Raw genomic sequence first — 26,205 nt, 5'->3', positions numbered from 1 at the left:
CCATGGCCTTGACCGAGCGTGAGAGCGCGCCCGAGGCAGTCGTCGATCCGGCGGCCCCCCGCCGCAACTGGTTCCGCTGGCTGGACGAGTCCGGCGACCATCTGATCTTCCATCTGGGCGCGCTGCTGTGGATCCCGCGGACCCTGCGCCGCTACCTGCGCGAGGTGCTCCGGCTGCTCTCCGAAGTCGCCTTCGGCAGCGGGGGGCTGGGCGTCATCGGCGGCACCGTCGGGGTGATGGTCGGGATGACCCTGGCCACCGGCACGGTGGTCGGCCTGCAGGGCTACTCGGCGATGAACGAGATCGGGACCACCGCCTTCACCGGCTTCATCTCGGCCTACTTCAACACCCGGGAGATCGCACCGCTGGTGGCCGGTCTGGCGCTGTCGGCGACCGTGGGCGCGGGCTTCACCGCACAACTGGGCGCGATGCGGATCAACGAGGAGGTCGACGCGCTCGAGGCGATGGGCATCCGCAGCGTGCCCTACCTGGTCACCACCCGGATCATCGCCGGGGTGGTCGCCATCGTCCCGCTGTACGGGGTGGGACTGCTCGCCTCCTACGCGGCCTCGCGGCTGGTGACGGTGTACGGCGAGGGCCAGTCCTCCGGGGTCTACGACCACTACTTCAACCTGTTCCTGGCACCGGAGGACGTGCTGCTGTCGGCGCTCAAGGTGCTGGTCTTCAGCGTGGTGGTGATCCTGGCGCACTGCTACTACGGCTTCCACGCCAAGGGCGGCCCGGCCGGGGTGGGGATCGCGGTGGGGCGCTCGGTGCGCAACGCCATCGTGATCATCAGCCTGACCGACTTCTTCCTCAGCCTGGCGATCTGGGGCGCCACCACCACCGTGCGGGTGGCGGGATGAGCGCCCGGCCGGTCTCCACCCTGCGCCGCCGGGGCGCCGGGCTGTGCTTCCTGATGGCGCCGGTGCTGCTGGCCTGGCTCTCGGTGTCGGTGTACGACCACGACTTCAGCGACACCGACAGCGTCCTGGTGCACACCGACAGCGTCGGCAACCAGATGCAGGTCGACGCCGACGTCAAGCTGGACGGCGTGGTCGTCGGCCGGGTCAGCTCGATCAGGGCGAACGGTTCGGGGGCGACGCTGACCCTGGCCATCCCGCCCGCCCGGCTGCGGCAGATCCCGGCCGGGGTCTCCGTGCAGATGCTGCCGACCACCCTGTTCGGCGCCCGCTTCGTGGAGCTGATCCCGCCCGCCACCGCGAGCGGCCCGGCGCTGACGGCCGGCAGCGTCATCCCGGAGGACCGCTCCAGCGACGCGATCGAGCTGGAGCAGGTCTTCGACAACCTGCTGCCACTGCTGGACGACGTCCAGCCGGCCCAGCTCGCGGCCACGCTGAACGCCGTCGCCGGGGCGCTCCAGGACCGGGGCGCCGAACTCGGCACCACGCTGACCACCCTGGACACCTACCTCAAGAAGTTCAACCCGCAACTGCCCGCCCTCAACAGCGACCTGCACAACCTGGTCCAGGTCAGCCGCTCCTACAACCAGGCCGCCCCGGACCTGCTCCAGGCGCTCACCGAGCTGGCCACCACCACCGGCACCGTCGCCGACCAGCAGAGCCAGCTGGCCGACCTCTACTCCACCACGACCGCGGCGGCCGGGAGCACCACCGCCTTCCTGGAGCAGAACCAGTCGACCATCATCCGGCTGGCCGCGGACAGCCGCGGCACGCTCACCCTCCTCGGCGAGTACTCCTCCGAGTTCCCGTGCACCCTGCGCACCCTGGCCGACTTCGTCCCGGAGATGAACAAGGCCCTGGGCGCGGGCACCGACGAGCCGGGTCTGCACGTCGACCTGACCTCGGCGCCCTCGCGCGGGGCCTACCTGCCCGGGCAGGACACCCCGCGCTACGACGCCACCGGCGGTCCGGCCTGCTACAGCACCCCGTACACCGGCCGACCCAACACGCCCCAGGAGAACGCCCTGATCAACGAACTTCTGGCACCCTCGGCCGGGACCCGGCCCACCGACCTGCCCAGCTGGAGCAGCCTGCTGGTCGGCCCGGTGCTGCGCGGGGCGCAGGTGGGGGTCCGATGAAGCGGCGCAGCCTGGCCGGGCCGCTGGCCAAGTCCGCGGTCTTCATCGCGGTCACCTCGCTGGCCACCACCGGGCTGGCCCTCGCCGTCTCCGACACCTCGGTCGGCGCCACCACCGGCTACTACGCGCAGTTCACCGACGTCACCGGGCTGGTGGCGGGCGACAGCGTGCGGATCGCCGGGGTCCAGGTGGGCCAGGTGGAGGGGGTGCGGGTGACCGGGCGCCGCTACGCGCTGGTCCACTTCGACGTGCAGCGCGGGCGCGCCCTGCCCGCCTCGGCGACCGCCTCGGTCAAGTACCTGAACCTGGTCGGCGAGCGCTATCTGGAGCTGGACCAGGGCGTGGGCCCGGTCGGCCGGTCGCTGCGGCCCGGCGGGACCATCCCGGTGCAGAGCACCACGCCCGCGCTGGACCTCACCCAGCTCTTCGACGGTTTCCAACCGCTGTTCGAAGGGCTCGACCCGGACCAGACCAACCAGCTGGCGCAGGAGATCGTGGAGGTCCTCCAGGGCGAGGGCGGCACCGTCGACGGGCTGGTGCAGGACGTCGGCACGCTGACCAACACCCTGGCCGCCAAGGACCAGGTGATCGGCTCGGTGATCGACAACCTGACCTCGGTGCTGGACAACGTCAACGGCCACCAGCAGGGCTTCACCACCCTGGTGACCACCCTCCAGCAGCTGGTCAGCGGATTCTCCGCGGACCGCCAGCCGATCGGCGAGGCCATCAGCGCGCTCTCCGGGCTCAGCACCAGCACGGCCGGGCTGCTCGCCCAGGGCCGCCAGCCGCTCAAGGACTCCATCGCACAGCTGGGGCGGCTCTCGGACAACCTGGAGGCGGGCACCCCGGAGCTGGAGGACTTCCTCCAGAAGACCCCGCAGAAGTTCACCGCGATCGGGCGGACCGCCTCCTACGGCTCCTGGCTCAACCTCTACCTGTGCCAGGCCACGGTCACCGGAGTCACCACCTCCGACGGCAGCGCGCCGCCCACCGGGATCGCCATCACCCAGCCGAGGTGCGGTTCATGAGGCCACCGTTGTTCACTCCGCTGCGGCGCCGCAACCCGGTCACCGTCGGCCTGGTCGGCGTGGTCGCCTGCGCCCTGGTGTCGTTCGCGGCCTACGACGCCGACGCGCTGCCGCTGATCGGCGACGGCGGCACCCACTACAGCGCCTACTTCACCGAGTCCTCAGGACTGGAGGCCGGCGACGACGTCAGCGTGGCCGGGGTCAAGGTCGGCCAGGTCACCTCGGTGGCCCTGGACGGCGCACAGGTGAAGGTCGGGTTCCTGGTCCGCGGCGCCTGGGTCGGCAACGCCAGCACCGCCGCCATCGACATCCGCACCCTGCTGGGAGCCAAGTACCTGGCGGTGGACCCGCTCGGGGACGCCGCCCAGAACCCCTCCCGGACCATCCCCAGCAGCCGCACCAGCTCGCCCTTCGACGTCTCCCAGGCGCTGGACGGGCTGGGGCAGACCCTGGACTCGGTGGACAGCAAGCAGCTGGCGGCGAGCTTCCAGGCGATCTCCGACACCTTCAAGGACACCCCGCCCTCGGTCCGCTCGGCGGTCACCGGCCTGTCCGCGCTGTCGCAGACCATCTCCAGCCGGGACGCCCAGCTGGCCCAGCTGCTGTCCGCCAGCGCCGCCCTGACCGGCACCGTGGCCGCCCAGAACGACAAGCTGGCCGACCTGATCACCGACGGCAACCTGCTGCTGGCCGAGGTGCAGAGCCGCCGCGACGCGATCCACTCGCTGCTGGTCGGGACGACCGAGCTGGGCGCCGAGCTGACCGGGCTGGTCCAGGACGACGACCAGCAGCTGGCGCCGACACTCAGTGCGCTCTCCCGGGTGGTCTCGGTGCTCCAGGCCAACCAGTCCAACCTGGACCAGGTGCTGGCCCTGGCCGGGCCCTACTACCAGCAGCTGGGGAACACCCTCGGCAACGGACGCTGGTTCGACGTCTACCTGTGCGGGCTCATTCCGAACAGCTACCTGCCCGCCGACCGGCAGTCGTCCTCCGGCTGCATGTCCCCGACCACCGGAGGTAAAGGCAAGTGACATCCGTACTGGACAGGCGACCGCTGCGCCGGACCTCCACCCGGGCCGCCATCGCCGCCGGCACCGCCCTGGTGGTGGTGGTCGGCGGCGGCACCGCCGCCGGAGTGGTCTCGCTGAACGGCGGCGGCGGCCTGCGGATCACCGCCTACTTCAACCGCGCCATCGGCGTGTACGCCGGTTCGGACCTGCGGATCCTCGGCGTCAAGGAGGGCTCGGTCGAGTCGGTCACCCCGGACGGCACCCAGGTCAAGGTGGTGCTCTCGGTCGACCCGGGGGTCAGGGTCCCGGCCGACGCCGACGCCGTGGTGGTCGCGCCGACGCTGATCGCCGACCGCTACGTCCAGCTGACCCCGGCCTACACCGGCGGCCCGCAGCTGACCGACCACGGGAGCATCCCGCAGTCCCGCACCGCCACCCCCGTCGAGGTCGACCAGCTCTACCAGAGCATCACCCAACTGGCCGACGCCCTCGGCCCGCAGGGCGCCAACTCCGACGGCGCGCTGTCGCAGCTGCTGGACACCGGGGCGGCGAACCTGAACGGCAACGGCACCGCCATCGGCCAGTCCATCAGTCAACTTGGTTCCGCCGCACAGACGTTGAACGGCAACAGCACCGAGCTCTTCGCCACCCTGACCTCGCTGCAGAGCTTCACCAGCATGCTGAAGCAGAACGACAGCCAGGTGCAGTCGGCCACCGGCGAACTCGCCGACGTCAGCGGCTTCCTGGCGGAGGACCGGACCGACCTGGGCACCGCGCTGTCGCAGCTGTCCACCGCCCTGGGCCAGGTGCAGGGCTTCATCCAGTCCAACCGGGCCCAGCTGCAGGGAGTGGTGAACCAGCTGGTGCCGATCACCCGGACCATGGCCCAGCAGCGGGCCTCGCTGGCGGAGCTGCTCGACGACGCGCCGCTGGCCGCGGACAACCTGTTGGGCGCCTACGACCCGGCCAAGGGCAGTATCGACGGCCGGGCCGACCTGAACGAGCTCAGCTTCCCGATGCCCTTCCCCAGCACCGGCGGCACCCAGTGAGCCGGCCCGGGCGGGCCGTCTGCTGCTGGCTGGCCGCGGGCGCGGTGCTCAGCACCGCCGGCTGCTCCGGCTACACCGCCATGCAGGACCTGCCGCTGCCCGGCGGGGCCGGCCTGGGCAGCCACCCCTACACCGTCAAGGCGGACTTCAGCGACGTGCTCAGCCTGGTCCCGCAGGCGTCGGTGGAGGTCAACGACGTCGCGGTGGGCCGGGTCACCGGGATAGCGCTGGCTCCCGACAGCTGGACCGCCGTGGTCACCATGGAGCTCAACGGCGGGGTCCACCTGCCGGCCGACGCCTACGCCTCGCTGGAACAGTCCAGCCTGCTGGGCGAGAAGTACATCGAACTCTCCGGCCCGCCCGCCGAGCAGCCCGCGACCGGCTCGCTGACCGACGGCGCGGTGATCCCGCTGGCCAGGACCAACCGCTCGCCGGAGGTGGAGGAGGTCTTCGGGGCGCTGTCGCTGCTGCTCAACGGCGGCGGGGTGCAGCAGTTGAAGACCATCAGCACGGAGCTGAACCAGGCGCTGGCGGGGAACGTGCCCGAGGTCCGCGACCTGCTCAGCAGACTCGGCACGCTGGTGGGCGACCTCGACGCGCACCGCTCGGACATCACCGCCGCCCTGGACGGGCTCAACCAGCTCTCCGCCACGCTGGCGGCCCGCAACCAGCAGATCGACACGGTGCTCAGCGACCTCAGCCCCGGCCTGTCCGTCCTCTCCGAGCAGCGGCAGCAGCTGGTCACCATGCTCCAGTCGCTGGACACCCTGTCCGGCGTCGCGGTGGACACCGTCAACGCCAGCCAGGCCGACCTGGTCGCCGACCTCAAGGGGCTGGCCCCCACCCTCCAGCGGCTCGCCGACGCCGGCCAGGACCTGCCGGACTCGCTCCAGGTGCTGGTCACCTACCCGTTCACGGACCAGGTGCTGAACGGCGTCAAGGGCGACTACCTCAACACCTACCTGGACCTGGCCGCACCGCCGGACACCCAGATCATCCCCGCGCTGACCGCGGCCGACAGCGACTTCCCGCCGGCCCCCGCGGCCGACGCCGACCGGGCGCTCGCGCGCCTGCCCTTCCCGCTGCCGTCGGCGAGCGCCGTCCGAGGAGGCACCAAGTGAGGCTCAGGCGCGTCGTCCTGATCAAGAACGTCACCTTCCTGGCGCTGTCCGTGCTGGTACTGGGCTACCTCGGCGCCGACTACGCGGACGTGGGCGGCCTGTTCGGCATGCCCGGCTACTACGTGGTGCGGGTGGACCTGGCGCAGACCGGGGGCCTGTTCCAGAACGCGGACGTCACCTACCGCGGGGTCTCCGTCGGCCGGGTCGGGCCCATCCGGCTCACCGACGACGGAGTCCAGGCCGACCTGCACCTGAACGACTCCGCCCACGACATCCCGCGTCAGCTGCACGCCCAGGTGGCGGACCTGTCGGTGGCCGGCGAGGAGTACCTCGACCTGGAGCCCGCCACCGACCGGGCCCCCTACCTGGTCGGCGGCGACACCGTCCGGCAGGCCGACACCAGCACCCCGGCCCCGGTCACCACCATGCTGACCAGCGTCAACACCCTCACCGAGTCCGTCCCGCTGCAGGCCCTGCAGACCGTGGTCGACCAGCTCGGCGACGCGTTCACCGGGCAGGCCCAGAACCTCCAGGCACTGCTGGACAGCAGCAGCCAGTTCACCGAGGCCGCCGACCGGGCCCTGCCGGCCACCAGCACCCTGCTGGCGGACGGTCGAACGGTGCTGCAGACCCAGGCCGACGAGGGCGGCGCCATCCGCTCCTTCGCCACCAGCGCCGACCAGCTCGCCGCCCAACTCGACAGCTCCGACAGCGACCTGCGGCAGCTGATCACCAACACCCCCGAGGCCGCCACCCAGCTCGACCAGCTGCTGCAGGACGTCGGCCCCAACCTCGGCGTGCTGCTGGCGAACCTGCTCACCACCGCCGACGTGGCGGTGGGCCGCCAGGCCGGCATCCAGGAGCTGCTGATCCGGCTTCCCCAGGTCGCCGCCGCCGGATCCACCGCGATCAACGGCAGCGGGGCGCACATGAGCATGGCGGTCACCTTCTTCCAGCCGCTGCCCTGCACCGACGGCTACGGCGGCACGGTCCACCACAGCGGCACCGACACCACCGACGGCCCCTGGAACAGCGCGGCCGGCTGCGACTCGCCGCCCAGCACCGGCGTCGACGTCCGGGGCTCGGCCAACGCCCCGACCGGGAGCGGTCAGTGAGCGGGCGGTCGATCGGCTGGTGGGCGGCCACCGTCGGCGGACTGCTGGCCTGCGCGGCGGCGGTGGGCTGGTGGGCCGCCCGGCCGGCGCCGGACACCGACCCGGCCCGTGCCCGGGCCGCGGCGCTGGCCGACGGACGCGCCGACCTGACCGCACTCAGCAGCGCGGACGGCGCCGCCGCCGGCAGCTCGCTGCACAGCTGGCTGGCGGCCACCACCGGGTCGCTGCACGACGGGCTCCAGCGCGGCTCCAGCGGCAGCCTGGCGAGCCTCACCGGTTCCGGTACCGAGGCCGTGGGCAGCGTGACCGCGGCCGCGCTCAGCGCGCTGGACCCGCGCGGCGGCACCGCGACCCTGCTGGCCACCCTCTCGGTCCAGGTCAGCGCGGTCGGAACCACCGCGCAGACGCAACAGCGGGGCATCCAGGCGCAACTGGTGCGCACCGGCGCCGGTTGGAAGGTCTCCGCGCTGACCACCATCTCCGGCGGCACCTCATGAGGCGCGGCCTGCGCTGGGTGCTCCCGGCCGCGCTCTGGTTCACGGCCCTGGGCTTCGGCGCCGCCGGGCTGCAGGCCCGGCCCGGCGGTTCGGCCGACCGGGCGGTGATCGACCCGGCGGCCACCGCCCGGGTCAGCAGCCAGGTGGACAGCGCCCTCAGCCGGATCCTCTCCTACACCCCGCAGAACACCGGGGCCACCGCGCTGGCCGCGCGCACCCTGCTCAGCGGCACCGCCTCGACCCAGTACCAACTGCTCTTCGCGCAGGTCGAAGGGCAGATCGGGAGCCAGCGGCTGACCGTCACCACCCGGGTGACCCACAGCGGCGTGCTCAGCCTGACCGGGGACCAGGCGCAGCTGCTGATCTTCGTGGCACAGACCGCCCAGCGCCAGGGCGCCCGCTCCAGCACCGTGGAGGGGCAGTTGTCGGTGACCGCCCGGCTGATCGACGGGCAGTGGCGCATCAGTGACATGACACAGCGTTGACTCGACACGGCGCTGATTCGACAGAGTGTGAGGGGACGACAGTGGCATCAGCGGTGACGGTGGCGGCGCGCGGCCTGGCGGTGCTGGCCGCGGCTGCGGCGGCCTGGGGCGGCTGGTCCTGGTACGCGGCGGCCCACGACGGCTCGGCGGCGCTGGCGCAGAGCCGGGACCAGGTGCTGGCGGCGGGGGAGCAGGCGGTGCAGAACCTCAACACCCTGGACTGGCAGCACCTGAGCGCCGGACTGAACTCCTGGAGCCAGTCCACCACCGGCGACCTCCACACCCAGCTCAGCCAGGGCGAGGCCGACTTCAGCAAGCAGGTGGAGCAGGCGCACACGGTCACCACGGCCAAGGTGCTGGCCGGCGCGGTCACCGAGCTGGACCAGCACACCGGGCTGGCCTCGGTGATGGTGGCCCTCCAGATCACCGTCTCCGAACCGGGGGCAGGCCCGACGGTCAAGCAGAGCCGACTGCTGGGACAGCTGACCCGTACCGCCACCGGCTGGAAACTCAGCGACCTGGCCCAGGCGTCGAGCACCGACTCGTGAGCGGCACCCGGAAGGAGACTGCGCGATGACCACCACCCGCCAGACCATCAACCACCGACGCCGACTGGCCTCCAGGGCGGCCGGCGACACGGAGACCCTGCCGCGCCCCGGCCCGGCAGCGGCAGCGCCGCCGGCGCGGGCGCCGACACGGCCGCACCGGCCGCACCGGCCGCAACGGCCGCCGCGGCCGCCGCGAAGGGCCCGCGGCGAGCGGCCGGGGGCCGGTGGCGCAGGCTGCCCCGGCCCCGCACCCCGCTGCTGGCGGTGCTGCTGACGGTGGTGCTCGGCTGCTTCGCTGGCTACGCCCAGGCCCGGGCCGGGAGCCTGAACAGCGGCCCCGGCCGGACCAACACCGCGCTCACCGACGCGGTCCGCACCAGCCAGGTCAAGGGCAGCATCACCCAGGCGGTGAACACCCTCTTCTCCTACGACTACGCCGATCCGGCCCGCACCGACGACGCCGTCGGCGGGCTGCTGACCGGCCCGGCCGTCAAGCAGTACGCGAGCATGCTGGGCGCCGTGCGAGCGGACGCCGGCAAGCTGAAGCTGGTGCTGACCACCACCGTCACCGACTGCGGGCTGGAGCAGCTCGACGGCGACCGGGCCCAGCTGCTGGTCTTCGCCGACCAGCGGGACACCACCACCGGCACGGGTGCGAGCTCGGCCGCGGACAGCGAGGACTCCCCGGCCATGTTCACCGTGTCGGCGGTGCTGCTCAAGGGCGTCTGGCGGATCAGCGACATCGGCACCTTCGCCGCGGGCTGACCCGGCAGCAGACCGGGACCGGGGCGCCCCCGAACCGGGGCGCGCCGGAGCAGCGGCAGCCGGGCGCCTGACTCAGAGGACGGCCAGGCTTGCCGCCAGGTCGTCCAGGCCGAGCGAGCCCTGGGCGAGCGCCGCCATGTGCCAGGTCTTCAGGTCGAATCCGGCGCCCTGCCGCCGCCTGGCCTCCGCGCGGCCGTGCAGCCAGGCCCGCTCGCCGAGCTTGTAGCCGATCGCCTGGCCCGGCCAACCCAGGTAGCGCTCGATCTCGCCGTTGCGGCGGGCGGCCGGGCTGCCGTGGTAGGCGGCCATGAACGCGGTGCCCAGTTCCGGGGTCCACCGCTCGCCCGGGTGGAACGGCGAGTCGGCCGGGATCTCCAGCCGCAGGTGCATGCCGATGTCGATGATCACCCGGATGATCCGCAGCATCTGCTTGTCCAGGTAGCCGAGCCGGTTGGCGGGGTCGGTGAGGAAGCCCAGCTCGTCCATCAGCCGCTCGGCGTACAGGGCCCAGCCCTCGACATTGGCGCTGATCTTGCCGAGGGTCACCTGGTAGCGGGTCAGGCCGGCGGTCCACGAGGCGATCTGCAGGTGGTGGCCCGGCACGCCCTCGTGGTACCAGGTGCTGACCAGCTGCCAGGTCGGGAAGACGGTGCGGCCCAGGGCCGGCAGGAAGGTGCGTCCCGGGCGGCTGAAGTCGAGGCTGGGGCCCGAGTAGTGCGGGGCGACCGAGCCGCCGGGCGGCGCGATCCGGGTCTCCACCCGGCGCAGCGGGCCCGCGATGTCGAAGTGGGTGCCGTCCAGGTCCGCGATCGCCTGTTCGATCAGCTCCTGGAGCCAGGCCCGGATGCCCTCCTCGCCCTCGATCGCGTGGCCGTGCTCGTTCAGGTGGGTCATCGCCTCCAGCACGGTGGCGCCGGGCAGCACCTTGTCCGCCGCCACCCGCATCTCGGCGAGGGTGCGGTGGAACTCGCTCCAGCCCCAGGCGTAGGCCTCGGCCACGTCCAGGTCGGCGCCGGTGGCCCGGCGGGCGGAGCGCAGGTACATCTCCCGCCCCACCGCGTCCGGGACCCCGAGGGTCCGCGGGGCGTAGTCGGTGCGCAGCCAGTCGCGGAACTCCGCGACCGCGGCGGTGGCCGTGAGCGCGTCGCGGTCCAGTTCGGTGCGCCGGTCCCCGGGCCCGTCCGCGACGAAGCCGGTGAACCAGCCGGGTCCGCCGCTCTCCTCGCCGGTCCAGGCGGTCAGCTGCCGGATCGCGGCCTCGACCTGGCGCGGGGCGGAAAGCAGCCCCCGGTCGACGCCCTCGCGCAGCGTCCGGCGGTAGCCGTCCAGCGCTCCGGGCAGGGCCCGCAGCCGGGCGGAGGCGTTGGCCCAGTCCTCGTCGGTCTCGCTGGGCGAGAGGGTGAAGATGCTCCGCAGCGACTCGAACGGAGGGCGGAGCGAGCGCACCGACCGCAGGTGGTCGCCCGCCTCGTGGCAGGCGAGTTCGGCCGTCAGCCGCTCGCGCAGCAGCCGCGCGCAGTCCGCCTCCAGCGGGTCCGGCGCCGGGCCGGCGGCGCCGGCCGTCGCCGTGTCCAGCGCCGTCAGCGCCTCGCGGGCCAGCTCGGCACCCGCCTCGTACCACTGCGGGGACAGCTCCGGCTGCCGGTCCGCCCCCACCCGCTCGCCCAACGCGGCGGCGATGGAGGGGTCGTGGGCCGCCATGCGGGCCACGTAGTCGTCGGCGATCCGGCGCGGGGTCAGGTTCTCTTCTGGCACGAAGACCATTCTCGCGCAGCTGATCGGGCGACATGTCGCATTGAGAGGCATCTCACCCCCGGGCCCGGCGTCAGCGTGAAACCGGGGCACCGTGCCGTGCAACCGGGCCCCGTGGTCAGGCGTATCCATGAACGAGCAAGCAGGACACCGGTATTACCGACAGTACGGAGAATCATGAAGCTCTCGTTCACCGCCAGGCTGGCCGCCGTGACCGCGGTCGCCGCAGGCGCCCTGGTCAGCGCCCCGGGCCCGGCCCAGGCGTCCGCGATCCACCCCGACGGATTCCCGTTCCCCTCGGCGTGCAGCAGCCAGAACAGCGCGGACGTCCGCTACAACGCGGGCACCGAGATCGGCTCTGGCACCGCCATCTGCATCGCGGACTCCGAGTACACGCTCGCCTACGAGCTGGTCGACCAGAGCGACGGCAACCTGGTGATCTACAACGAGGTCGGCCAGGCGATCTGGGCGAGCAACACCGACATCCACGCGAACACGCTCGGCGTCATGGAGTTCGACGGCAACTTCGAGGTGGTCAGGACCACCGGACCTGAGGTGTGGTCGTCGAACACCTCCGGGCACGGCGGCGCCTACGTGTGCTTCCAGCGCGACGGCAACCTGGTCGTCTACGCACCCGGCGGCAACTGCTCCGGCACCGCGCTCTGGGCCAGCGGAACCTGACGGTTCGCAGTCGGCGTCGTCTCCGGCGGAAGCCGGAGCGGCGCCGTGTCGATCCGCGGTCGCGCCGTTCGACCTTGGGGTGAGAGGGTCGACGGACGACCCCGTACCCAGGAGGCCGAAGATGGCTAAGTACATGTTGATCATGCGTGGCACGGACGAGTCCATGGCGAAGATGATGGACACCCCGTTCGAGGAGATGCTCGAAACGGTGGGCCGCTTCAACGAGGAGCTGATCCGGGCCGGAGTGCTGGTCGCCGCCGAGGGCCTGGACGACCCGGGGCAGGGGGTGGTGGTCGACTTCGGCGGCGAGACGCCGGTGGTCACCGACGGCCCCTACGGGGAGACGAAGGAGCTGTTCGGCGGCTTCTACCTGATCGACGTGGCCTCGAAGGAGGAGGCGGTCGAGTGGGCCAGGCGCCTCCCGGCGCCGGCCGGCTCGAAGTGCGAGGTGCGCCGGGTGCCCGGCATCGACGAGTTCCCGCAGGACAACGAGTGGATCGCCAAGGAGCGCGCCTGGCGTGAGCGGACCGGCCAGCTCTGATGCCGGACGCCGCAGCAGGCCCGCCGAGCCCGCAGACGGCTCGGCGGGCCGTGGAGGCCGTGTGGCGGATCGAGTCGGCCCGGATCGTCGCCGCGCTGACCCGCTACACCGGGGACTTCGAGCTGGCCGAGGACGTCGCCCAGGAGGCGCTGGCCGAGGCGCTGGTCAGCTGGTCGCGCGAGGGCGCGCCGACCAACCCGGTCGGCTGGCTGCTCGCCACCGCGCGGCGACGGGCGATCGACCACTACCGCCGCCGCACCGCCCTGGACGAGCGGTACGCGGTGCTCTCCGGCCCGCTCGCGGAGGGCGAGGCGAGCTCGGGCGCCGGGACCCCGCCGGAGCGCTCCGACGACCTGCTGTGGGACCCCGACCAGGTGCCCGACGACGTCCTGGCACTGATGTTCGTCGCCTGCCATCCGGTGCTCGCGCCCGAGGCGCGGGTGGCGCTGACGCTGCGTGCGGTCGCCGGGCTGGCGAGCGAGGAGATCGCCCGGGCGTTCCTGGTGCCGGTGCCGACCGTCCAGGCGCGCATCACCCGGGCCAAGAAGACGATCGCCGCGGCCGGAGTGCCGTTCGAGCTGCCGCCGGCCGAGGAGCGCCGCAGGCGCGTCGGCGGGGTGCTGAGCGTGCTGTACGTGATCTTCACCGAGGGCTCGACGGCGACCTCCGGCGACCGGCTGCTCCGCCCCGACCTGGCCTACGAGGCGATCCGGCTGACCCGGATGCTGGCCGCCCTGCTGCCCGACGAACCGGAGGTGTCCGGGCTGCTGGCGCTGTGCGAGCTGACCGCCGCACGCTTTCCCGCCCGCACCGGCGCCGACGGCGAGCCGGTGCTGCTGGAGGACCAGGACCGGCGGCTCTGGGACCGCTCCGCGATCCGCCGCGGCCTGGCCGCGATCGGCCGGGCCGCCGCCGTCGGACGCGGCCTGGGGCCCTACGGACTCCAGGCCGCGATCGCCGGCTGCCATGCGACCGCCCCCTCGGTGGCGGAGACCGACTGGGAGCGCGTGGTGCTGCTCTACGAGGCGCTGGGCCGGGTCGCGCCCTCCGCCGTCGTCGAGCTCAACCGGGCGGTCGCCGTCGCGATGGCCGCCGGGCCGCAGCAGGGGCTGGCCATCGTCGACGAACTGGTCGCCACCGACCGGCTGTCGGGGTCGCACCTGCTCCCGAGCGTGCGCGGCGAGCTGCTGCGCCGGCTCGGCCGGACCGAGGAGGCCCGGGCCGAGCTCGAACTCGCGGCCCGCCTGTGCCGCAACGCCCGCGAACGGTCGGTGCTGCTGCGCAAGGCGGCCTCGCTGCCCTGAGGGTGACCCCCGCTGCCCCGAGGGTGACGGCCGCTCAGGCGGTCGGCACGCCCGCCCGCAGCTGCTGCGCCCGGCGGAGGTCGAGGGCCGAGGGGCGGCGGTCCAGCCGCTCCCGGAGCAGCAGTTCCGCGTCGGCGTAGCGGCCCGAGGCGGTCAGCGCACGGAGCAGGGTCTCCTCCACGACCTCGCGCTGGGCGGCGCTGCCGCCGACCCGGCGGGCCAGGGGCCGCAGCGCGGTCAGCGTGTCGGCGGCCTCGCCCCAGCGCTCCTCCACGGCGGCGGACATGGCGTCGCAGAGCGGTGCGATGACCTCGGACTGCACGGGATCGGAGTGCCAGGCCGCGTGGCGGTGCAGCCGGTGCAGCCCGACCAGGTCGCCGGCGGCTGCCAGCGCGACCGCGCTGTGGAGGGCGACGAAGGCACTGCCGGGCTGCTCCAGGGTCTCCTGCCCGATCGAGTCGAGCACCGCCTCGATGGGCGTCGCCCCGGGCCAGCGGTCTGCCAGCCGGGCCCGCCAGAGCAGCGAGGCGGAGTCGACCAGCGCCCGGATCCCGTGCACCCGGGACGGCGAGAGTTGGGAGTGCCAGCGCCGGCGGACGGCGGCCGCGTCGTCGAGCGCCAGTTCGTGCAGGCCGGCGTGCCAGGAGAAGTGGGCGTGGTGCGCCGTGCCCTGCCCGTGGCGGTCGATCCACGCGTCGAGCCAGCGCAGCCCCTCCCGGTGGTCCCCCTGCTCGTAGTAGACGTGGGTGAGGGCGTGGGCGGCGTGCCCGGCGGCCGGCTCGGCGGCCAGGGCGCGGCGGGCGAGCCGGTCGGCGGCCGCGAAGTCGTTCTGCTCCTGTCGGATGAAGGCGAGCAGCGAGGTGTGGAACCAGTGGCCGTCGTGGTCCGGGGCGGTGCGCTCGACCAGCTGGTAGGCGTCCTCCTGAAGGTCCGCCACCCCGGAGAAGGCAATGGTGGGCACGGCCATGCCGAGCGCGAGCACGTCCCGGGGGTGGTCGGTGAGGTGGCGCAGCAGGGCGGCGTCCCCGCCGGCTCCGAGGATGCGCTGGGCCACCACCTCGACCATGGAGCGTTCGCGTTCGTCGCCGCGTTCGCGGACGGCGGTACGGGCGTCGGCGAGGGCACGGGGGACGTCCACGTGGGCACCGCCCTCGTGGCCGAGCGCGGCCAGGGCGGCGTGGGCGAGGGCGAAGCCCGGATCGAGCTCGACGGCCTGCCGAAGGGCCTCCTCGCTGCCGGCCCGGACCGCCATCAGGTCCTCCAGCGCGGTGCAGTAGGCGGTGGCCGCCTCCGGGTGGGTGCTGAGCGGCAGGCCCAGCTGGTCGGTGGGCCGGCGGGCGGCCGGGCGGGTCCGGGGGGTGACGCCGTCGAGCAGGGCGCCCGCGAGGCGTGCGGCCTGCACCCGGATCTCGGGCACCGCGGTGCTCTCCCAGAGTTCGCCGCGGCGGTGGGCGCCGAGCGTCCACAGCGGCGCGGGCGTCGTGTCGCCGGCGCCGAGGAGCCGGCCGTCCGGGTCCGTCGCGTAGCCGATGCGCATCGGGCCGGTGCGGGCGAGACCGGAGTCCAGCAGGCCGGTGTGGAGCGGGTCGGCGGACCGGGCCGGGTCCGTCGCCGGGCCGGTACAGTCCACCACCCAGCGGACCCGGAGGGTGCGGCCGCCGTTCAGGGCGACGACCAGTCCGGGGCGCCGGTCGGCGCCCTCCGCTCCGTCCGGCAGCGGCCGGACGGCCTCCACCCGACCGGTGGCGGGAACGAACCGTCCGGCGTCCCGGAGCCGTTGGAGGGACTCCGCGGTCGCGGGCGACATCCGGTGCCGCAGGGTGTTCCAGCGGGAGTGGTCGCGGGCGAGGAACTCGGCGCGGTCCGCGTCCGAGAGGCCGCTCCAGAGCTGGGCGGTGAGCGGCCGCAGCCCGTCGACGGCGGGGCGCCAGTCGCCGTGGGCACGGATGGTGCGGCCGACGTGCCGGTGGACCGCGCGGCGCAGGTCGGCCAGCGGGAGCCCGAGCAGGGGCCCGTCCGGGGGCAGCGGGGCGAGCGGCGCGACGGCGTGCGGGCGGGGCAACTCGCCGCCGCGGGAGACGGCGTGGATGGTGCGACCCGGCCGGTCGAGGGTGAGCGCCACGTCGACGGCGGTCAGCCCGCTGCCGACGAGCAGGATGTCGCCGTCGGCGGCGAGCAGCCGGGTGAGCGCGTCCGGCGCCCAGGGATCCGGCACGAACTGCGGGGAGCGGCGCAGCTCCGGGGGCGCCCAGCCCTGCCGGGAGCGCAGCGGACCGGTGGCCAGGACGCAGCTGTCCGCGCCGAGTTCGGTGCCGTCGGCGAGCACCAGCGCCATGCGGCCGCCCTGTCGGCGGATGTCGGCGACGGCGGCGGCGACGTGGCGCACCGCGACCGAGGGCCGGGCCCGGGCCGAGGCGTCGACCAGGGTGTCCGCGAGGTACGAGCCGAAGAGGCCGCGCGGCACGAAGTCCGCGGCGGTGCTGCGGGTGTTGGCGTGCCGGACCAGCCAGCGGACGAAGTGGGTGCCGTCGTCGGGGTAGCAACTCATGCCGCCGGCCGGGACGTTCAGCCGGTGCCGGGGATCCCGCGTGGCATAGGCGGTGCCTGTTCCGGGCGCACCGGTGGGATCGACCAGGAGGATTTCCAGTCGGCTGCCCCGGCGGTGGGCGGCCTCGCAGAGGTGAATCGCCACGAGGGTCCCGGCGGCTCCGGCCCCGACGACGGCCACCGTGTGCCGGGGCTCCAGGGATTGATGGGTCGGCAGTGACATGGTTTCCTCCCGCGAACGGCGCTGCCCACTGATGCCGTCCCACTATATGGACACCCGGCGACGCAGAGGTGGGGTTGGGTGACGGAGTGGTGTGGGTCACGTTGCGCGCGCACGAACAATCGGCTCGGAGCAGCGGCAACACGGGTGCGGTGAGCGCCCCTCGGCGTGTCGGAGTTCCGGTACGAAAAGTCGGCCCACCCGGCCCACCCGGCCCGACCCGGTCACGGCCGGCCGAGTGCCTCCCGCAGCCAGGACGCGGCGGCGGCCAGCGCCTCGTCCGCCTCGGGAAGGATTCCGCGCAGCCCCAGGAAGCCGTGGAACATCCCCGCGGCGACGCTGAGTTCGACCGGGACGCCGGCATCCGCGAGCCGTGCGGCGTAGGCGCGGCCCTCGTCGTGCAGCGGGTCGCACTCCGGCAGCAGCAGGTAGGCCGGGGGCAGGCCGGACAGGTCGGCGGCCAGGCCGGGGGAGGCGTAGGGGTCCGCGCCGTCACCGTCGGCGCCGAGGTACTGCCGCCAGTACCAGCGCATATGGGCGGTGGTGTGGAAGAAGCCGGTCGCGTAGGCGGTGGCGGACGGTCGGTCGAGCCGGTGGTCGAGCACCGGGTACAGCAGCAGCTGCGCGGCGATCCGCGGGCCGCCCCGGTCCAGCGACATCAGTGCGGCGGCAGCGGCCAGGTTGCCGCCCGCGCTGTCACCGGCGAGGGCGACGCGCGCACTCCGCCGAGCGGCCCAGCAGAGGACCGCGTAGGCGTCCAGCAGGGCGGCGGGGAAGGGGTGTTCCGGCGCCCGGCGGTAGTCGACGCCGACGACGGCCGCCCCGGTGCGGGCGGCCAGCTCACGGCAGAGGCCGTCATGGGTGTCCAGGTCGCACAGCACCCAGCCGCCGCCGTGCAGGAACACCACCGCCGGGCCGCCGTCGACCGCGCCCTCCGGGTGGTAGATCCGCACCGGGACGGGGGGAGAACCGGGCCGGGCCGGGTCGCCGTGGATCACGCGGTCCTCGACCAGCGGCAGTCGGCGGGTCGGTCGGCCGACCCCCGCGCGCGAGGCGGCGCGCAGCGCCTCGGCCGTGAGCGGGGCGCGCCCAGGGTCGGGGAAGACCTCCGCCATGGCGTCGACGAGCGCCCGGACCTCGGCGGAGAGCGGGTCGGCGGCGTTCACCTGGCGGTCATCCCCCCGTCCACGACGAACTCCGCCCCGGTGACGTAGCTGGACGCGTCCGAGGCGAGGAAGAGCACCATGGCGGCGACCTCGTCGGAGGCCCCGGGCCGGGAGAGCGGGATGTGCTGCCAACCGCCCCCGGCCCCGATCGCCCCGGCGACCATGGGGGTGTCGATGACGCCGGGGTGGACGGAGTTGACCCTGATCCGGTCCTCCGCCAGGTCCAGGGCCGCCGACCTGGTGAGGCCGCGGAGGGCGAACTTGCTGGATCCGTAGGCGGTGTGGCCCCTGATGCCGACGATCCCGGCGACCGAGGAGATGTTCACCACCGATCCGCCGCCGACCGCGCGCATGGCCGGCACGACGGCCTGGATGCCGAGGAAGGGCCCGTGCAGGTTGACCCGCAGCAGCCGGTCGAGGGCGGCCTCGGTCTCGCTCTCGATCGGCGTGGCGTGCCAGATGCCGGCGTTGTTGACCAGGACGTCGAGCCGGCCGAAGCGGGCGACGGCCTCGGCGACCACCCGGCCCCACTGGGCGGAGTCGGTCACGTCGTGCCGGAGGAACAGGCCGTCCTCGCCGATCCCGGCGGCGACGGCCCGGCCCTCCTCCTCCAGCACGTCGGTGAGGACGACCCGGGCGCCGGCCTCGGCCAGCATCCGCGCCTCGGCGGCTCCCTGGCCGCGCGCCGCACCGGTGACCACCGCCACCCTGCCGTCGAGCGGGCTCATGCGCCTGCCCCCTGCTCCGTGGCCGTCCGCTCCTCGGCGCGGAAGTGCGGGATGACCTTCTCGCCCCACTGGCGGATGGTCTCCAGGCACGCCTCCTGCGGGACGGTGCCCATCTGGATCAGGCACATGACCTCGTCCACGCCGATCTCGCGCAGCCGCTCGACGTAGGCGATGGCGGTGTCGGCGTCGCCGTAGGCGTGGTCGGTGTTGAGGATGCCGGTTTCCTGGGGACGGACCGGGATGTCGGCCTCGTGCAGCCTGGCGACCAGGTCCTCGGCGCGGTGCGTCATCTCGGCGGCGTTGTCGACGTCCTCGGTGTCCTCGGAGGGGAGCGGGCCGTCGCCGTACCAGTGGGCGATGGACTCGGCGAAGAAGCGCTGACCGCGCGTGCCGATCCGGTAGGCCTCGGCCGCGTCGTCGAGCACGACGGTCGGGCACAGGGCCGAGAAGTGGTCGTTGACCTCGGTGGAGACGAGGCGCTCGCCGGTGCGGGCGGCGATGGCGTCGTCGTAGACCCTGCGCATCTGCCGGACGTCCTCGGCCCCGGCGAAGCCCAGCACCAGCGCGCCGACGCCGTACTCGGCGGCGGTGCGCAGGGTGTCGTGCTTGCTGCAGGCCATGAAGAGGGGCGGGTGCGGGGTCTGCACCGGGCGGGGCAGGATCGCGCCGGGACCGATGTCGATGCTGCCGTGCCACTCGAACTCCTCCTTCCGCCACGCCCGGCCGACGATCCGCAGCGCCTCCTCCAGCTGCGGGTAGGTGTCCTCGGGGCTGACCCCGTACATGGACATCTCCTGGCGGGTGGCGCCGCGTCCGGCGCCGAGGTCGACCCGCCCGCCGGAGAGCACGTCCAGCATGGCGGCGCGCTCGGCGACCCGGACCGGGTGCTGGTAGCCGAAGGGCACGGTGACCACGCCGTGGCCGATCCGGATGCGGCTGGTGCGGGCGGCGACCCAGGTCAGGAAGATCTCGGAGGCGCTCATGTGCGCGTAGCGGGTGAGCGAGTGGTGCTCGACCGCCCAGATCCGGTCGAAGCCCACCTCCTCGGCGCGGACGGCCTGGTCGACGCAGTCGCGGATGACCTGGTGCTCGCGTTCGGGTGTGGGGTCGGCGAGTTGGGCCTCGAAGATCATCGAGAACTTCACGGTGAACCTCCCGTATTTCGATTAGACATATACCTAACAGGCATACCTGGGGAAGGGAAGGGACGGAGCGGCCGGACGTAGACTTCGGCCGTGGCTGACGCGCGAGGTGCCGAGGAGTCCCCGGTCGACGGGCGGCCGAACCTGCCGGTGACCAGCTGGGCGGTGCTCGGTCTGCTCTCCTTCGGGCGCGAGCTCTCCGGTTACGACCTGAAGAAGTGGGCCGACCGGAGCATGGGCTTCTTCTTCTGGAGTCCCTCGTTCAGTCAGATCTACGGGGAGCTCAAGCGGTTGGAGGCGGCCGGCCTGGCGGTCTCGCGGATCGTCGACCAGGGCACGGGCTCGCGCTCCAAGCGGATCTACGCCATCACCGAGGCGGGCTCGGTCGCCCTGCGCGGTTGGGCACGGGAGGCCCCGGTGGAGCCGATGGTGCTCAAGCACGGTCCGATGCTGCGGCTGTGGCTCGGGCACCTGCAGGAGCCGGCGCAGATGCGCGGGGTGCTGGCGCAGCACCGCGAGTACGCGGAGGAGATGCGGCGTCGGGCCGAGGTGGACATCAAGGCCGCCCGGGACCATCAGGAGTGGGTCTACCCGGCGGTCACCCTGAAGTGGGCCGAGCGCTACTACCAGGCCGAGCGGGACCTGGCCGAGGGCATGCTGGAGGACCTGGAACAGGTCTGGCGCGAGCGCGGCGAGGACGGGTAGCGGTCCGGCGGCCGCGGCGACCACGCCGGTGGTCTCCCTAACAAGTGCTTGGTGGGTTACCGTGCGGGGGGTCGGTCGCCGACAGGCCGAACGCCTGCGCCGGGAGCGGCAGATGACGGCCTCCGGCGCACCATCGCCGCCGAGCGGGTGCTCGGCCCGTCCTGGGAGACCCGCCCATGACCACTCCGGCCTCCGTGCCTGCCACTGCCTCCGCGCCCGCAACCGCGTCCGCGCCCGAGTACCTGCCCGGCCACGGGCTGCTGGCCGGCCGCAGCGCCGTGATCACGGCCGCCGCCGGGGCCGGGATCGGCGGCGCGACCGCCCGGCGCTTCCTGGAGGAGGGCGCCGACGTCGTCCTCGGCGACGCCCACGCCCGCCGGCTCAAGGAGACCGTCGAGGCCCTGACCGAGGAGTTCGGTTCGGCCAGGGTCACCGGCGCCCCCTGCGACGTCACCGACGAGCAGCAGGTCGGGGCGCTGCTCGCGCTGGCCGAGGAGCGGCACGGGCGGCTGGACATCCTGGTCAACAACGCCGGCCTCGGTGGCACCGCCCGACTGGTGGAGATGGACGACGCCCAGTGGGACAAGGTGCTGGACGTCACCCTCACCGGCACCATGCGCTGCACCCGCGCCGCGCTGCGCCGCTTCCGGGCGACGGGTCAGGGCGGGGTCATCGTCAACAACGCCTCGGTGGTGGGCTGGCGGGCCCAGGCCGGGCAGTCCCACTACGCCGCGGCCAAGGCCGGGGTGATGGCGCTGACCCGCTGCGCCGCGATCGAGGCCGCCGAGTTCGGGGTGCGGGTCAACGCCGTCTCCCCGAGCCTGGCCATGCACCCGCACCTGGTGAAGGTCACCACCCCCGAGCTGCTGGCGGAGCTCACCGCGGGCGAGGCCTTCGGCCGCTACGCGGAGCCCTGGGAGGTGGCCAACGTGATCGTCTTCCTGGCCAGCGGCTACTCCTCCTACATGACCGGCGAAGTGGTGTCGGTCAGCAGTCAGCACCCGTAACCGGGGCGGCGATGTGCCCGCTGGCGGCAGGTCGCCCCGCAGTTCGTCGAGTGCCTGGCGGAACCGTCGCGAGGAGGCGGCCAGGGTCGGGTGCGGCCAACTCTTCTCCGTGGTCAGGGCGTCGCAGGTGTGCTTGCGCCGGTGGGACGCCGCGACCACGTCCAGGAGGAAGCCGAACAGCGCCGCGACCGGCTCGGCGGCGGCCGCCCATCGCCGGGCGGCGTCCGCCTGGTCGTCGATGTGCTGCACCAGTACGGCCTCCAGCAGGATCTCCTTGCTGGGGAAGTGCCGGCCCCGGTGCCGGCGCCGACCCCCGCCTGCCCGGCGTGGCTACCGTCCCGCCCCCCGCTCGGCGGGCGGCGCGGTCCGCAGCTCACGGACGACGGCCCAGGCCACCGAGACGACGGGGACGGCGACGACGGCGCCGGGAATCCCGGCGAGGATGCCGCCGGCGAGGACCGACAGCGCCACCACCACCGGGTGCAGCCGGACCGCCCAGCCCATCACCAGCGGCTGCAGCACATGGCCCTCGACCTGCCCGATGACCACGATCAGCACCAGCACGATCGCGGCGGTCACCGGGCCGCGCGCCGCGAGCCCCACCACCGCGGCGACCGCCATCGCGACCGGCGAGCCGACCAGCGGGACGAAGGTGGCGAAGAACTCCAGCAGCGTCAGCGGCAGGGCGAGCGGGACGCGCAACAGGTACAGGGAGACGCCGACCATCACCGCGTTGCTGGCGGCCACGATGAAGATCCCGCGGGTGTAGCCGGCGAAGGCCTGCCAGGCCGCCTTCGCCGCGCGCTCCAGCCGGACCGGGGCTCCGCCGGGCGTCTGCTGCGCGACCCAGTGCCACATCCGGTCGCCCGAGTGGATGAAGAACACCGAACAGAACAGGGCCAGGGCACCCCCGGTGGCCACCTCCACCACCCGCCCGGCACCGTTGACGGCCGTGCTGACCACGGTGGCGCGATGGGTGGAGAGGTAGTTGCCGAGGCTCTTCTGCAGACCCGACAGGGCCGCCGGGCCGACATGGAACGGCGGCCGCTCCAGCCAGCGCTCCACCCGTCCCAGTCCGCTGCTGAACTCCCCCCGCAGTGTCGGCGCCTGGGCTGCGACCGCCTCGCCGATCAGCGACAGCAGACCGCCCACCAGCAGCAGCGCACCCAGGATGACCGCCAGCACGGCCAGCTTCCTGGGGACCGCGTGCGCCAGCCGATCCGCCACCGGCCGCAGCACGGAGGTGACCACCAGTGCCACGAACACCGCGATGGCGATCAGCTCCAGCCGTTCCACCAGCAGGAAGCCCGCGTAGGCGGCGCCCGCGACCACCAGCAGCCGCCAGGCGTAGCCGGCCGCCGACCGGAGCAGCGGCGGGACCACCGGGCGGTCGCGCCCGCTGCCGCCAGGGCGCGGAACGGCCCTGCGAATCAGCAGCCGAACCGGCGCGGTGCGGGCCCCGCTGCGGACGATCGCCCCGCGGACCCGGGACCGGTTCGGCCGTGCCGAGGCCTCGTCGGGGCCGGTTCCGCTGCCCACGAGCCCTTCCCTTCCGCCTGGGGCGCCATGGGCACGGTCGGCAGCACCGTCGAAACTGCGGGGTACGGAGGCGATCCTGGCTCCTCGGGAGCCCGCGGGCGGCACCGCAGCGCCGTGCGGGGCCCGTCCTCACCCGAACGGCAGCACCCGCCGGGGCGTCGGCCGAAGCCCCGCATCAGACGTCCCGGCGCCGGACCGCTGCCACCGGGTGCACCTGGTGATCAAGGCGTACGAGCTGGGACTGGTCACCCCACCGGAGCAGGGGAGCCCGGCGTCGTGAGTGGCAGTACGACGCTCTCGCCCGGCTGCAGGCTCCGTACCTGATTTTCGATCAGGTACACCGGTTCGAATCCGACGGCGGTCAACCGCCCGTCCGTGAGCACTGCTCCGGCGCGCTCGTCCAGGGCCACGACGGGTCGGCCGTTCCTCCTCGCCCAGTCCTGCGCACGTGGCGCGTCCTGCCGGCGGTGGTGTACGAACACCCCGTGACCCGCCAACAGGTCGAGGCCGCGAGGGTCGGTCGTGTGGCAGGAGTCCACATCGAGGTGCGCGACCGTCGTGATGTCGGCACCCAGCACCGCCGCGCCCGCGCTTCCTCCGTAGACGGCTCCGCCGTTCTCCACGAAGCGCTGCAGTGCAGGTGGGAGGCCGTGGCGTCGAAGGACCGCCAGCAGACGGAAGGTGTTGCCGCCACCGATGTACACCCCGCGGAACTCCGCGAGGCGTGCGGCCGGCTCGCCGTCCGCGCCGTCCCACATGTGGATCTCGTCCACTCCGAGGGGCGCGAACACACCGGTCACCCAATCCAGACAGGCGGTGTAGTCGACTCCGGTCGGATCCATCGCGACGGGCCAGTACCACAACGGTCCGGAGCCCACGGCTGAAGCGAACGCGGAGTCCAGCAGGAGCGAGTCCTCGGCACCGCCGCCCCCGGACAGGAACAGCGAGCCGGTCACCACATGCCCCCCAGGACGACTTCGCGCATGGGCCCGAACCTAGAGGACATGATCAACAGACTGCAAGCGGACACCTCCATGGTGCCCGTCAGCACGAAGAACCTCGCGCTGACGGTGCGAACCCCGATGGACACCCGCGATGCCCTGCCGCCGAAGGACGGCCGAGGTCAGGGCGTCCAGACGTACGGTGTCGTCGTGGTGACCGCGTGCAGGCCCAGCCTGGTGAGGATCGGGGCGCTGTCGACCGAGGCGTCGACGTAGAGGTAGCGGACACCGCGGGCAACGGCGAGTTGGGCCCGGTGGGCGACCATGGCCCGGTAGATGCCCTGTCCGCGCCATTCCTTGAGCGTCGAGCCGCCCCAGAGACCGCCGAAGTCGGCGCCGTCCTTGAACACCAACCAGGCGGCGCAGACGACTTCGGTGCCTGCCTCGGCGACGAGGATGACGGTGTCGTCGGGGGCGTTCTCGATCCGGGCGGCCAGGTCGTCGCCCAGCCAGCTCCAGTCCTCGCCCCAGACGGTGCTCTCCATGGCGGCGATGCGCCGGAGGTCCGACGTGGCGGTGACACGGCGGAGGGTCACACCGTCGGGCAGGACCGGGTCGGCCGCGAGGTCCGCGGACTGGCCGATGAGCACGGTCTCGCTGTCCTCGGCGACGAAGCCGGCGGTGGCGAGTCGGTCAGTGAGGTCGGCGGGGAGATCGTGGGCGCGGGTCTTCCACTCGACCGCCTCGCCACGGGCAGCGTAGAAGTCACGCTGCCGGGCGATGAGCGTGTCGAGTTCCTCCCCGTGCACGCCGAGGTCGCGCGGGCCCGTGACGAAGCCGCGGTGCCAGCCGACCACACGGGTCAACGGGCCGTCGTGCTCGATGCGGGCGTTGCCGCCGGGCGGGGTGACACCACGGAGTTGGGCGTCGTAGGCGGTGCGGAGTTCGTCGATCAGCATGTCCTTCATTCGGACACCGTACGGACCGGGTCAAGTGATTAAGCGCCGCCGCCGGTGGAACCGGACTCCTCCTCCGCGCTGTCGATCACCACGTGCATCCGACAATTCTGCGTGGCGGCGTCCTGGCGGAGGGCGTCCCGGAGGATTTCCGGCGCACCCGCGTACTGCACGGCGACGACGGCCGCGTCGTCGTCCAGGCGTCCGCCGGCATGGGCGAGCAGGTCTTCCCGCAGGTGCCGGAGCAGCACCTCTGGGGTGTGCGTGACCCACTGGGCCACGCGCTCTGCCAGGGGGTAGAAGGCCCCCTGGTGGTCGCGCGCCTCGACGACCCCGTCGGTGTACAGGAGGATCATGTCGCCGGGGCCGAAGCGGAAGGTGTCGAGGGGCTGGCCGCCTGCTCCCATCGCGCCCAGTCCCAGTGGTGGTGCCGGGTCCGAGCCGGCCACGGGCGTGAGGCGGCCCGCGCTGATCAGCAGCGGCGGGGGATGACCGCAGTCGGTCATCCGGACCATGTCGCCCTCGTCGGGGATCTCCAGCAGCATCGCGGTGACGAAGTGCTCGGCGATGTCGTCCGGGGAGTCGACCAGGCCGCTCAGGTCGCTCAGGTACTGGGCGACGCTCTGGTCGAGAGCAGCGGCGAGGATGTCGAGGGTGAGGCTTTGGCGGGATGCCTGGCGGAAGGCGCCGAGCAGGAATCCGGACTCCCCGATGGCTTGGAGGCCCTTGCCCCGGACGTCGCCGATGATGATCCGTACGGCGTGGTCGACGGGCGCCACGGCGTACAGGTCCCCGCCGATCTGGGCCTCGTCCTCGGCGGCCAGGTACAGGGCGGCGAAGCGCAGGGGGCCTATCCGGGTGGGGAACGGCCCCAGGAGTGCTTTCTGTGCGGCTTCGGACACGGTCCGCACCTGCAGCAGCTCCCGCCGGCCCTGTTCGCGTACGAGGCTGAAGACCACGACGAGGGCCGAGAGCAGGGCCAGCACGATGACCTGGACGATCACGGTGTCGGTGAGCAGCACGCCGAAGTGGACACCGATGAAGGCCTGGGCCGCTACGGCCAGGGCCCCCATCGTGGCGGTCCACCGCGGCCCGGCGAACGAAGCCGTGATGGTCGGGGCGATGACCAGCAGCGGCCCCAGGTGCGCCTGGATCGGGGACAGGATGTCGGCGGCGGTGATCGCCGCGATGAGCACGAGCGGCAGCAGCAACAGCGCCCGGGCCGATGACCGTGGCTGCCCGAGGTCAGCGATGCGCTGCCGAAGGCCCATATCCCTACTGTGTACCTGCGCAGGG

Annotated in this window: 25 protein-coding genes; 16 read left to right on the top strand and 9 right to left on the bottom strand. The window is 73.3% G+C overall.

From position 1 onward, the window contains the following. The first annotated feature begins 2 nt into the window (after positions 1–2). From BS75_RS01575 to BS75_RS43110, 11 genes are all read left to right on the top strand, one after another. Complete coding sequence (locus BS75_RS01575; RefSeq protein ID WP_042440081.1) at positions 3–866, top strand: MlaE family ABC transporter permease; 864 nt, start codon at positions 3–5, stop codon at positions 864–866. After that, entirely contained in the window at positions 863–2,062 is a 1,200-nt protein-coding gene (locus tag BS75_RS01570; protein ID WP_034086889.1) for an MCE family protein, read from the top strand. The genes BS75_RS01575 and BS75_RS01570 overlap by 4 nt, the downstream gene beginning before the upstream one ends. Then, a complete protein-coding gene (locus BS75_RS01565; RefSeq protein ID WP_034086888.1) occupies positions 2,059–3,090 on the top strand; it encodes an MCE family protein in 1,032 nt (343 codons plus the stop codon). The genes BS75_RS01570 and BS75_RS01565 overlap by 4 nt, the downstream gene beginning before the upstream one ends. Beyond that, entirely contained in the window at positions 3,087–4,121 is a 1,035-nt protein-coding gene (locus tag BS75_RS01560) for an MCE family protein (protein ID WP_034086887.1), read from the top strand. Before BS75_RS01565 ends, BS75_RS01560 begins: the two co-directional genes overlap by 4 nt. Further along, positions 4,118–5,149 carry an MCE family protein gene (locus BS75_RS01555; protein ID WP_152646193.1) on the top strand — a complete coding sequence of 344 codons (1,032 nt, stop codon included), beginning with the start codon at positions 4,118–4,120 and terminating at the stop codon, positions 5,147–5,149. The genes BS75_RS01560 and BS75_RS01555 overlap by 4 nt, the downstream gene beginning before the upstream one ends. Continuing rightward, a complete protein-coding gene (locus BS75_RS01550) occupies positions 5,146–6,270 on the top strand; it encodes an MCE family protein (protein ID WP_034086886.1) in 1,125 nt (374 codons plus the stop codon). Before BS75_RS01555 ends, BS75_RS01550 begins: the two co-directional genes overlap by 4 nt. Continuing rightward, positions 6,267–7,385 carry an MCE family protein gene (locus BS75_RS49805; RefSeq protein WP_052069099.1) on the top strand — a complete coding sequence of 373 codons (1,119 nt, stop codon included), beginning with the start codon at positions 6,267–6,269 and terminating at the stop codon, positions 7,383–7,385. The genes BS75_RS01550 and BS75_RS49805 overlap by 4 nt, the downstream gene beginning before the upstream one ends. Beyond that, positions 7,382–7,882 (top strand): hypothetical protein, encoded by a 501-nt coding sequence (locus BS75_RS49800; RefSeq protein ID WP_034086885.1) that lies wholly within the window; start codon positions 7,382–7,384, stop codon positions 7,880–7,882. The genes BS75_RS49805 and BS75_RS49800 overlap by 4 nt, the downstream gene beginning before the upstream one ends. Further along, entirely contained in the window at positions 7,879–8,367 is a 489-nt protein-coding gene (locus BS75_RS49795; protein ID WP_052440105.1) for a hypothetical protein, read from the top strand. The genes BS75_RS49800 and BS75_RS49795 overlap by 4 nt, the downstream gene beginning before the upstream one ends. Positions 8,368–8,408: 41 nt before the next feature. Beyond that, the gene (locus BS75_RS01530) at positions 8,409–8,915 is read left to right on the top strand and encodes a hypothetical protein (RefSeq protein WP_034086884.1); all 507 of its coding nucleotides are present in this window, start codon (positions 8,409–8,411) and stop codon (positions 8,913–8,915) included. A 264-nt stretch (positions 8,916–9,179) separates the two neighbouring features. Then, entirely contained in the window at positions 9,180–9,680 is a 501-nt protein-coding gene (locus BS75_RS43110) for a hypothetical protein (RefSeq protein WP_231607648.1), read from the top strand. A 72-nt stretch (positions 9,681–9,752) separates the two neighbouring features. Here the strand turns inward: BS75_RS43110 and BS75_RS01520 are convergent, their stop codons facing one another. Then, positions 9,753–11,444, bottom strand: a complete 1,692-nt coding sequence (locus tag BS75_RS01520) for a DUF885 domain-containing protein (protein ID WP_034086883.1) — start codon at positions 11,442–11,444, stop codon at positions 9,753–9,755. A gap of 165 nt (positions 11,445–11,609) precedes the next feature. Here BS75_RS01520 and BS75_RS01515 point away from each other — a divergent pair, with 165 nt between their 5' ends. The 3 genes from BS75_RS01515 (at position 11,610) to BS75_RS01505 (ending at position 13,958) form a co-directional block, all read left to right on the top strand. After that, the gene (locus tag BS75_RS01515; protein WP_081982043.1) at positions 11,610–12,113 is read left to right on the top strand and encodes a hypothetical protein; all 504 of its coding nucleotides are present in this window, start codon (positions 11,610–11,612) and stop codon (positions 12,111–12,113) included. A 121-nt stretch (positions 12,114–12,234) separates the two neighbouring features. Next, positions 12,235–12,654, top strand: a complete 420-nt coding sequence (locus tag BS75_RS01510; RefSeq protein WP_034086882.1) for a YciI family protein — start codon at positions 12,235–12,237, stop codon at positions 12,652–12,654. Further along, the gene (locus BS75_RS01505; protein WP_034086881.1) at positions 12,654–13,958 is read left to right on the top strand and encodes an RNA polymerase sigma factor; all 1,305 of its coding nucleotides are present in this window, start codon (positions 12,654–12,656) and stop codon (positions 13,956–13,958) included. Before BS75_RS01510 ends, BS75_RS01505 begins: the two co-directional genes overlap by 1 nt. A 34-nt stretch (positions 13,959–13,992) precedes the next feature. Here BS75_RS01505 and BS75_RS01500 read toward each other — a convergent pair whose 3' ends face one another. The 4 genes from BS75_RS01500 to BS75_RS01485 form a co-directional block, all read right to left on the bottom strand. Beyond that, positions 13,993–16,728, bottom strand: coding sequence for an FAD/NAD(P)-binding protein (locus BS75_RS01500; protein ID WP_174515084.1), 2,736 nt, complete (start codon positions 16,726–16,728; stop codon positions 13,993–13,995). A 221-nt stretch (positions 16,729–16,949) separates the two neighbouring features. Continuing rightward, the gene (locus tag BS75_RS01495) at positions 16,950–17,891 is read right to left on the bottom strand and encodes an alpha/beta hydrolase (RefSeq protein ID WP_034086880.1); all 942 of its coding nucleotides are present in this window, start codon (positions 17,889–17,891) and stop codon (positions 16,950–16,952) included. Beyond that, a complete protein-coding gene (locus BS75_RS01490; protein ID WP_034086879.1) occupies positions 17,888–18,619 on the bottom strand; it encodes an SDR family NAD(P)-dependent oxidoreductase in 732 nt (243 codons plus the stop codon). The genes BS75_RS01495 and BS75_RS01490 overlap by 4 nt, the downstream gene beginning before the upstream one ends. Beyond that, the gene (locus BS75_RS01485; protein WP_034086878.1) at positions 18,616–19,764 is read right to left on the bottom strand and encodes an LLM class flavin-dependent oxidoreductase; all 1,149 of its coding nucleotides are present in this window, start codon (positions 19,762–19,764) and stop codon (positions 18,616–18,618) included. Before BS75_RS01485 ends, BS75_RS01490 begins: the two co-directional genes overlap by 4 nt. A 90-nt stretch (positions 19,765–19,854) precedes the next feature. On the opposite strand from BS75_RS01485, the gene BS75_RS01480 reads away from it, so the two are divergent. After that, the gene (locus BS75_RS01480) at positions 19,855–20,466 is read left to right on the top strand and encodes a PadR family transcriptional regulator (protein WP_034086877.1); all 612 of its coding nucleotides are present in this window, start codon (positions 19,855–19,857) and stop codon (positions 20,464–20,466) included. Positions 20,467–20,642: 176 nt separating this feature from the next. Next, complete coding sequence (locus BS75_RS01475; protein ID WP_042440022.1) at positions 20,643–21,473, top strand: SDR family oxidoreductase; 831 nt, start codon at positions 20,643–20,645, stop codon at positions 21,471–21,473. A gap of 330 nt (positions 21,474–21,803) precedes the next feature. Here BS75_RS01475 and BS75_RS01470 read toward each other — a convergent pair whose 3' ends face one another. The 4 genes from BS75_RS01470 to BS75_RS01455 form a co-directional block, all read right to left on the bottom strand. Further along, positions 21,804–23,012: an AI-2E family transporter gene (locus tag BS75_RS01470; RefSeq protein WP_408022510.1), complete on the bottom strand. Its 1,209-nt coding sequence runs from the start codon at positions 23,010–23,012 to the stop codon at positions 21,804–21,806. 245 nt (positions 23,013–23,257) lie between these two features. Continuing rightward, positions 23,258–23,968 (bottom strand): Type 1 glutamine amidotransferase-like domain-containing protein, encoded by a 711-nt coding sequence (locus BS75_RS01465; RefSeq protein WP_152646185.1) that lies wholly within the window; start codon positions 23,966–23,968, stop codon positions 23,258–23,260. A 167-nt stretch (positions 23,969–24,135) separates the two neighbouring features. Continuing rightward, positions 24,136–24,921, bottom strand: coding sequence for a GNAT family N-acetyltransferase (locus tag BS75_RS01460; RefSeq protein WP_034086876.1), 786 nt, complete (start codon positions 24,919–24,921; stop codon positions 24,136–24,138). Between the two features lie 29 nt (positions 24,922–24,950). Next, entirely contained in the window at positions 24,951–26,180 is a 1,230-nt protein-coding gene (locus tag BS75_RS01455; protein ID WP_063771573.1) for a PP2C family protein-serine/threonine phosphatase, read from the bottom strand. Positions 26,181–26,205: the final 25 nt, after the last annotated feature.

The sequence above is a fragment of the Streptacidiphilus albus JL83 genome, assembly GCF_000744705.1.
GTDB lineage: Bacteria > Actinomycetota > Actinomycetes > Streptomycetales > Streptomycetaceae > Streptacidiphilus > Streptacidiphilus albus.
The sequence above is the reverse complement of the archived record's forward strand: the minus strand, read 5'-3'. Positions and strand labels throughout refer to the sequence as shown.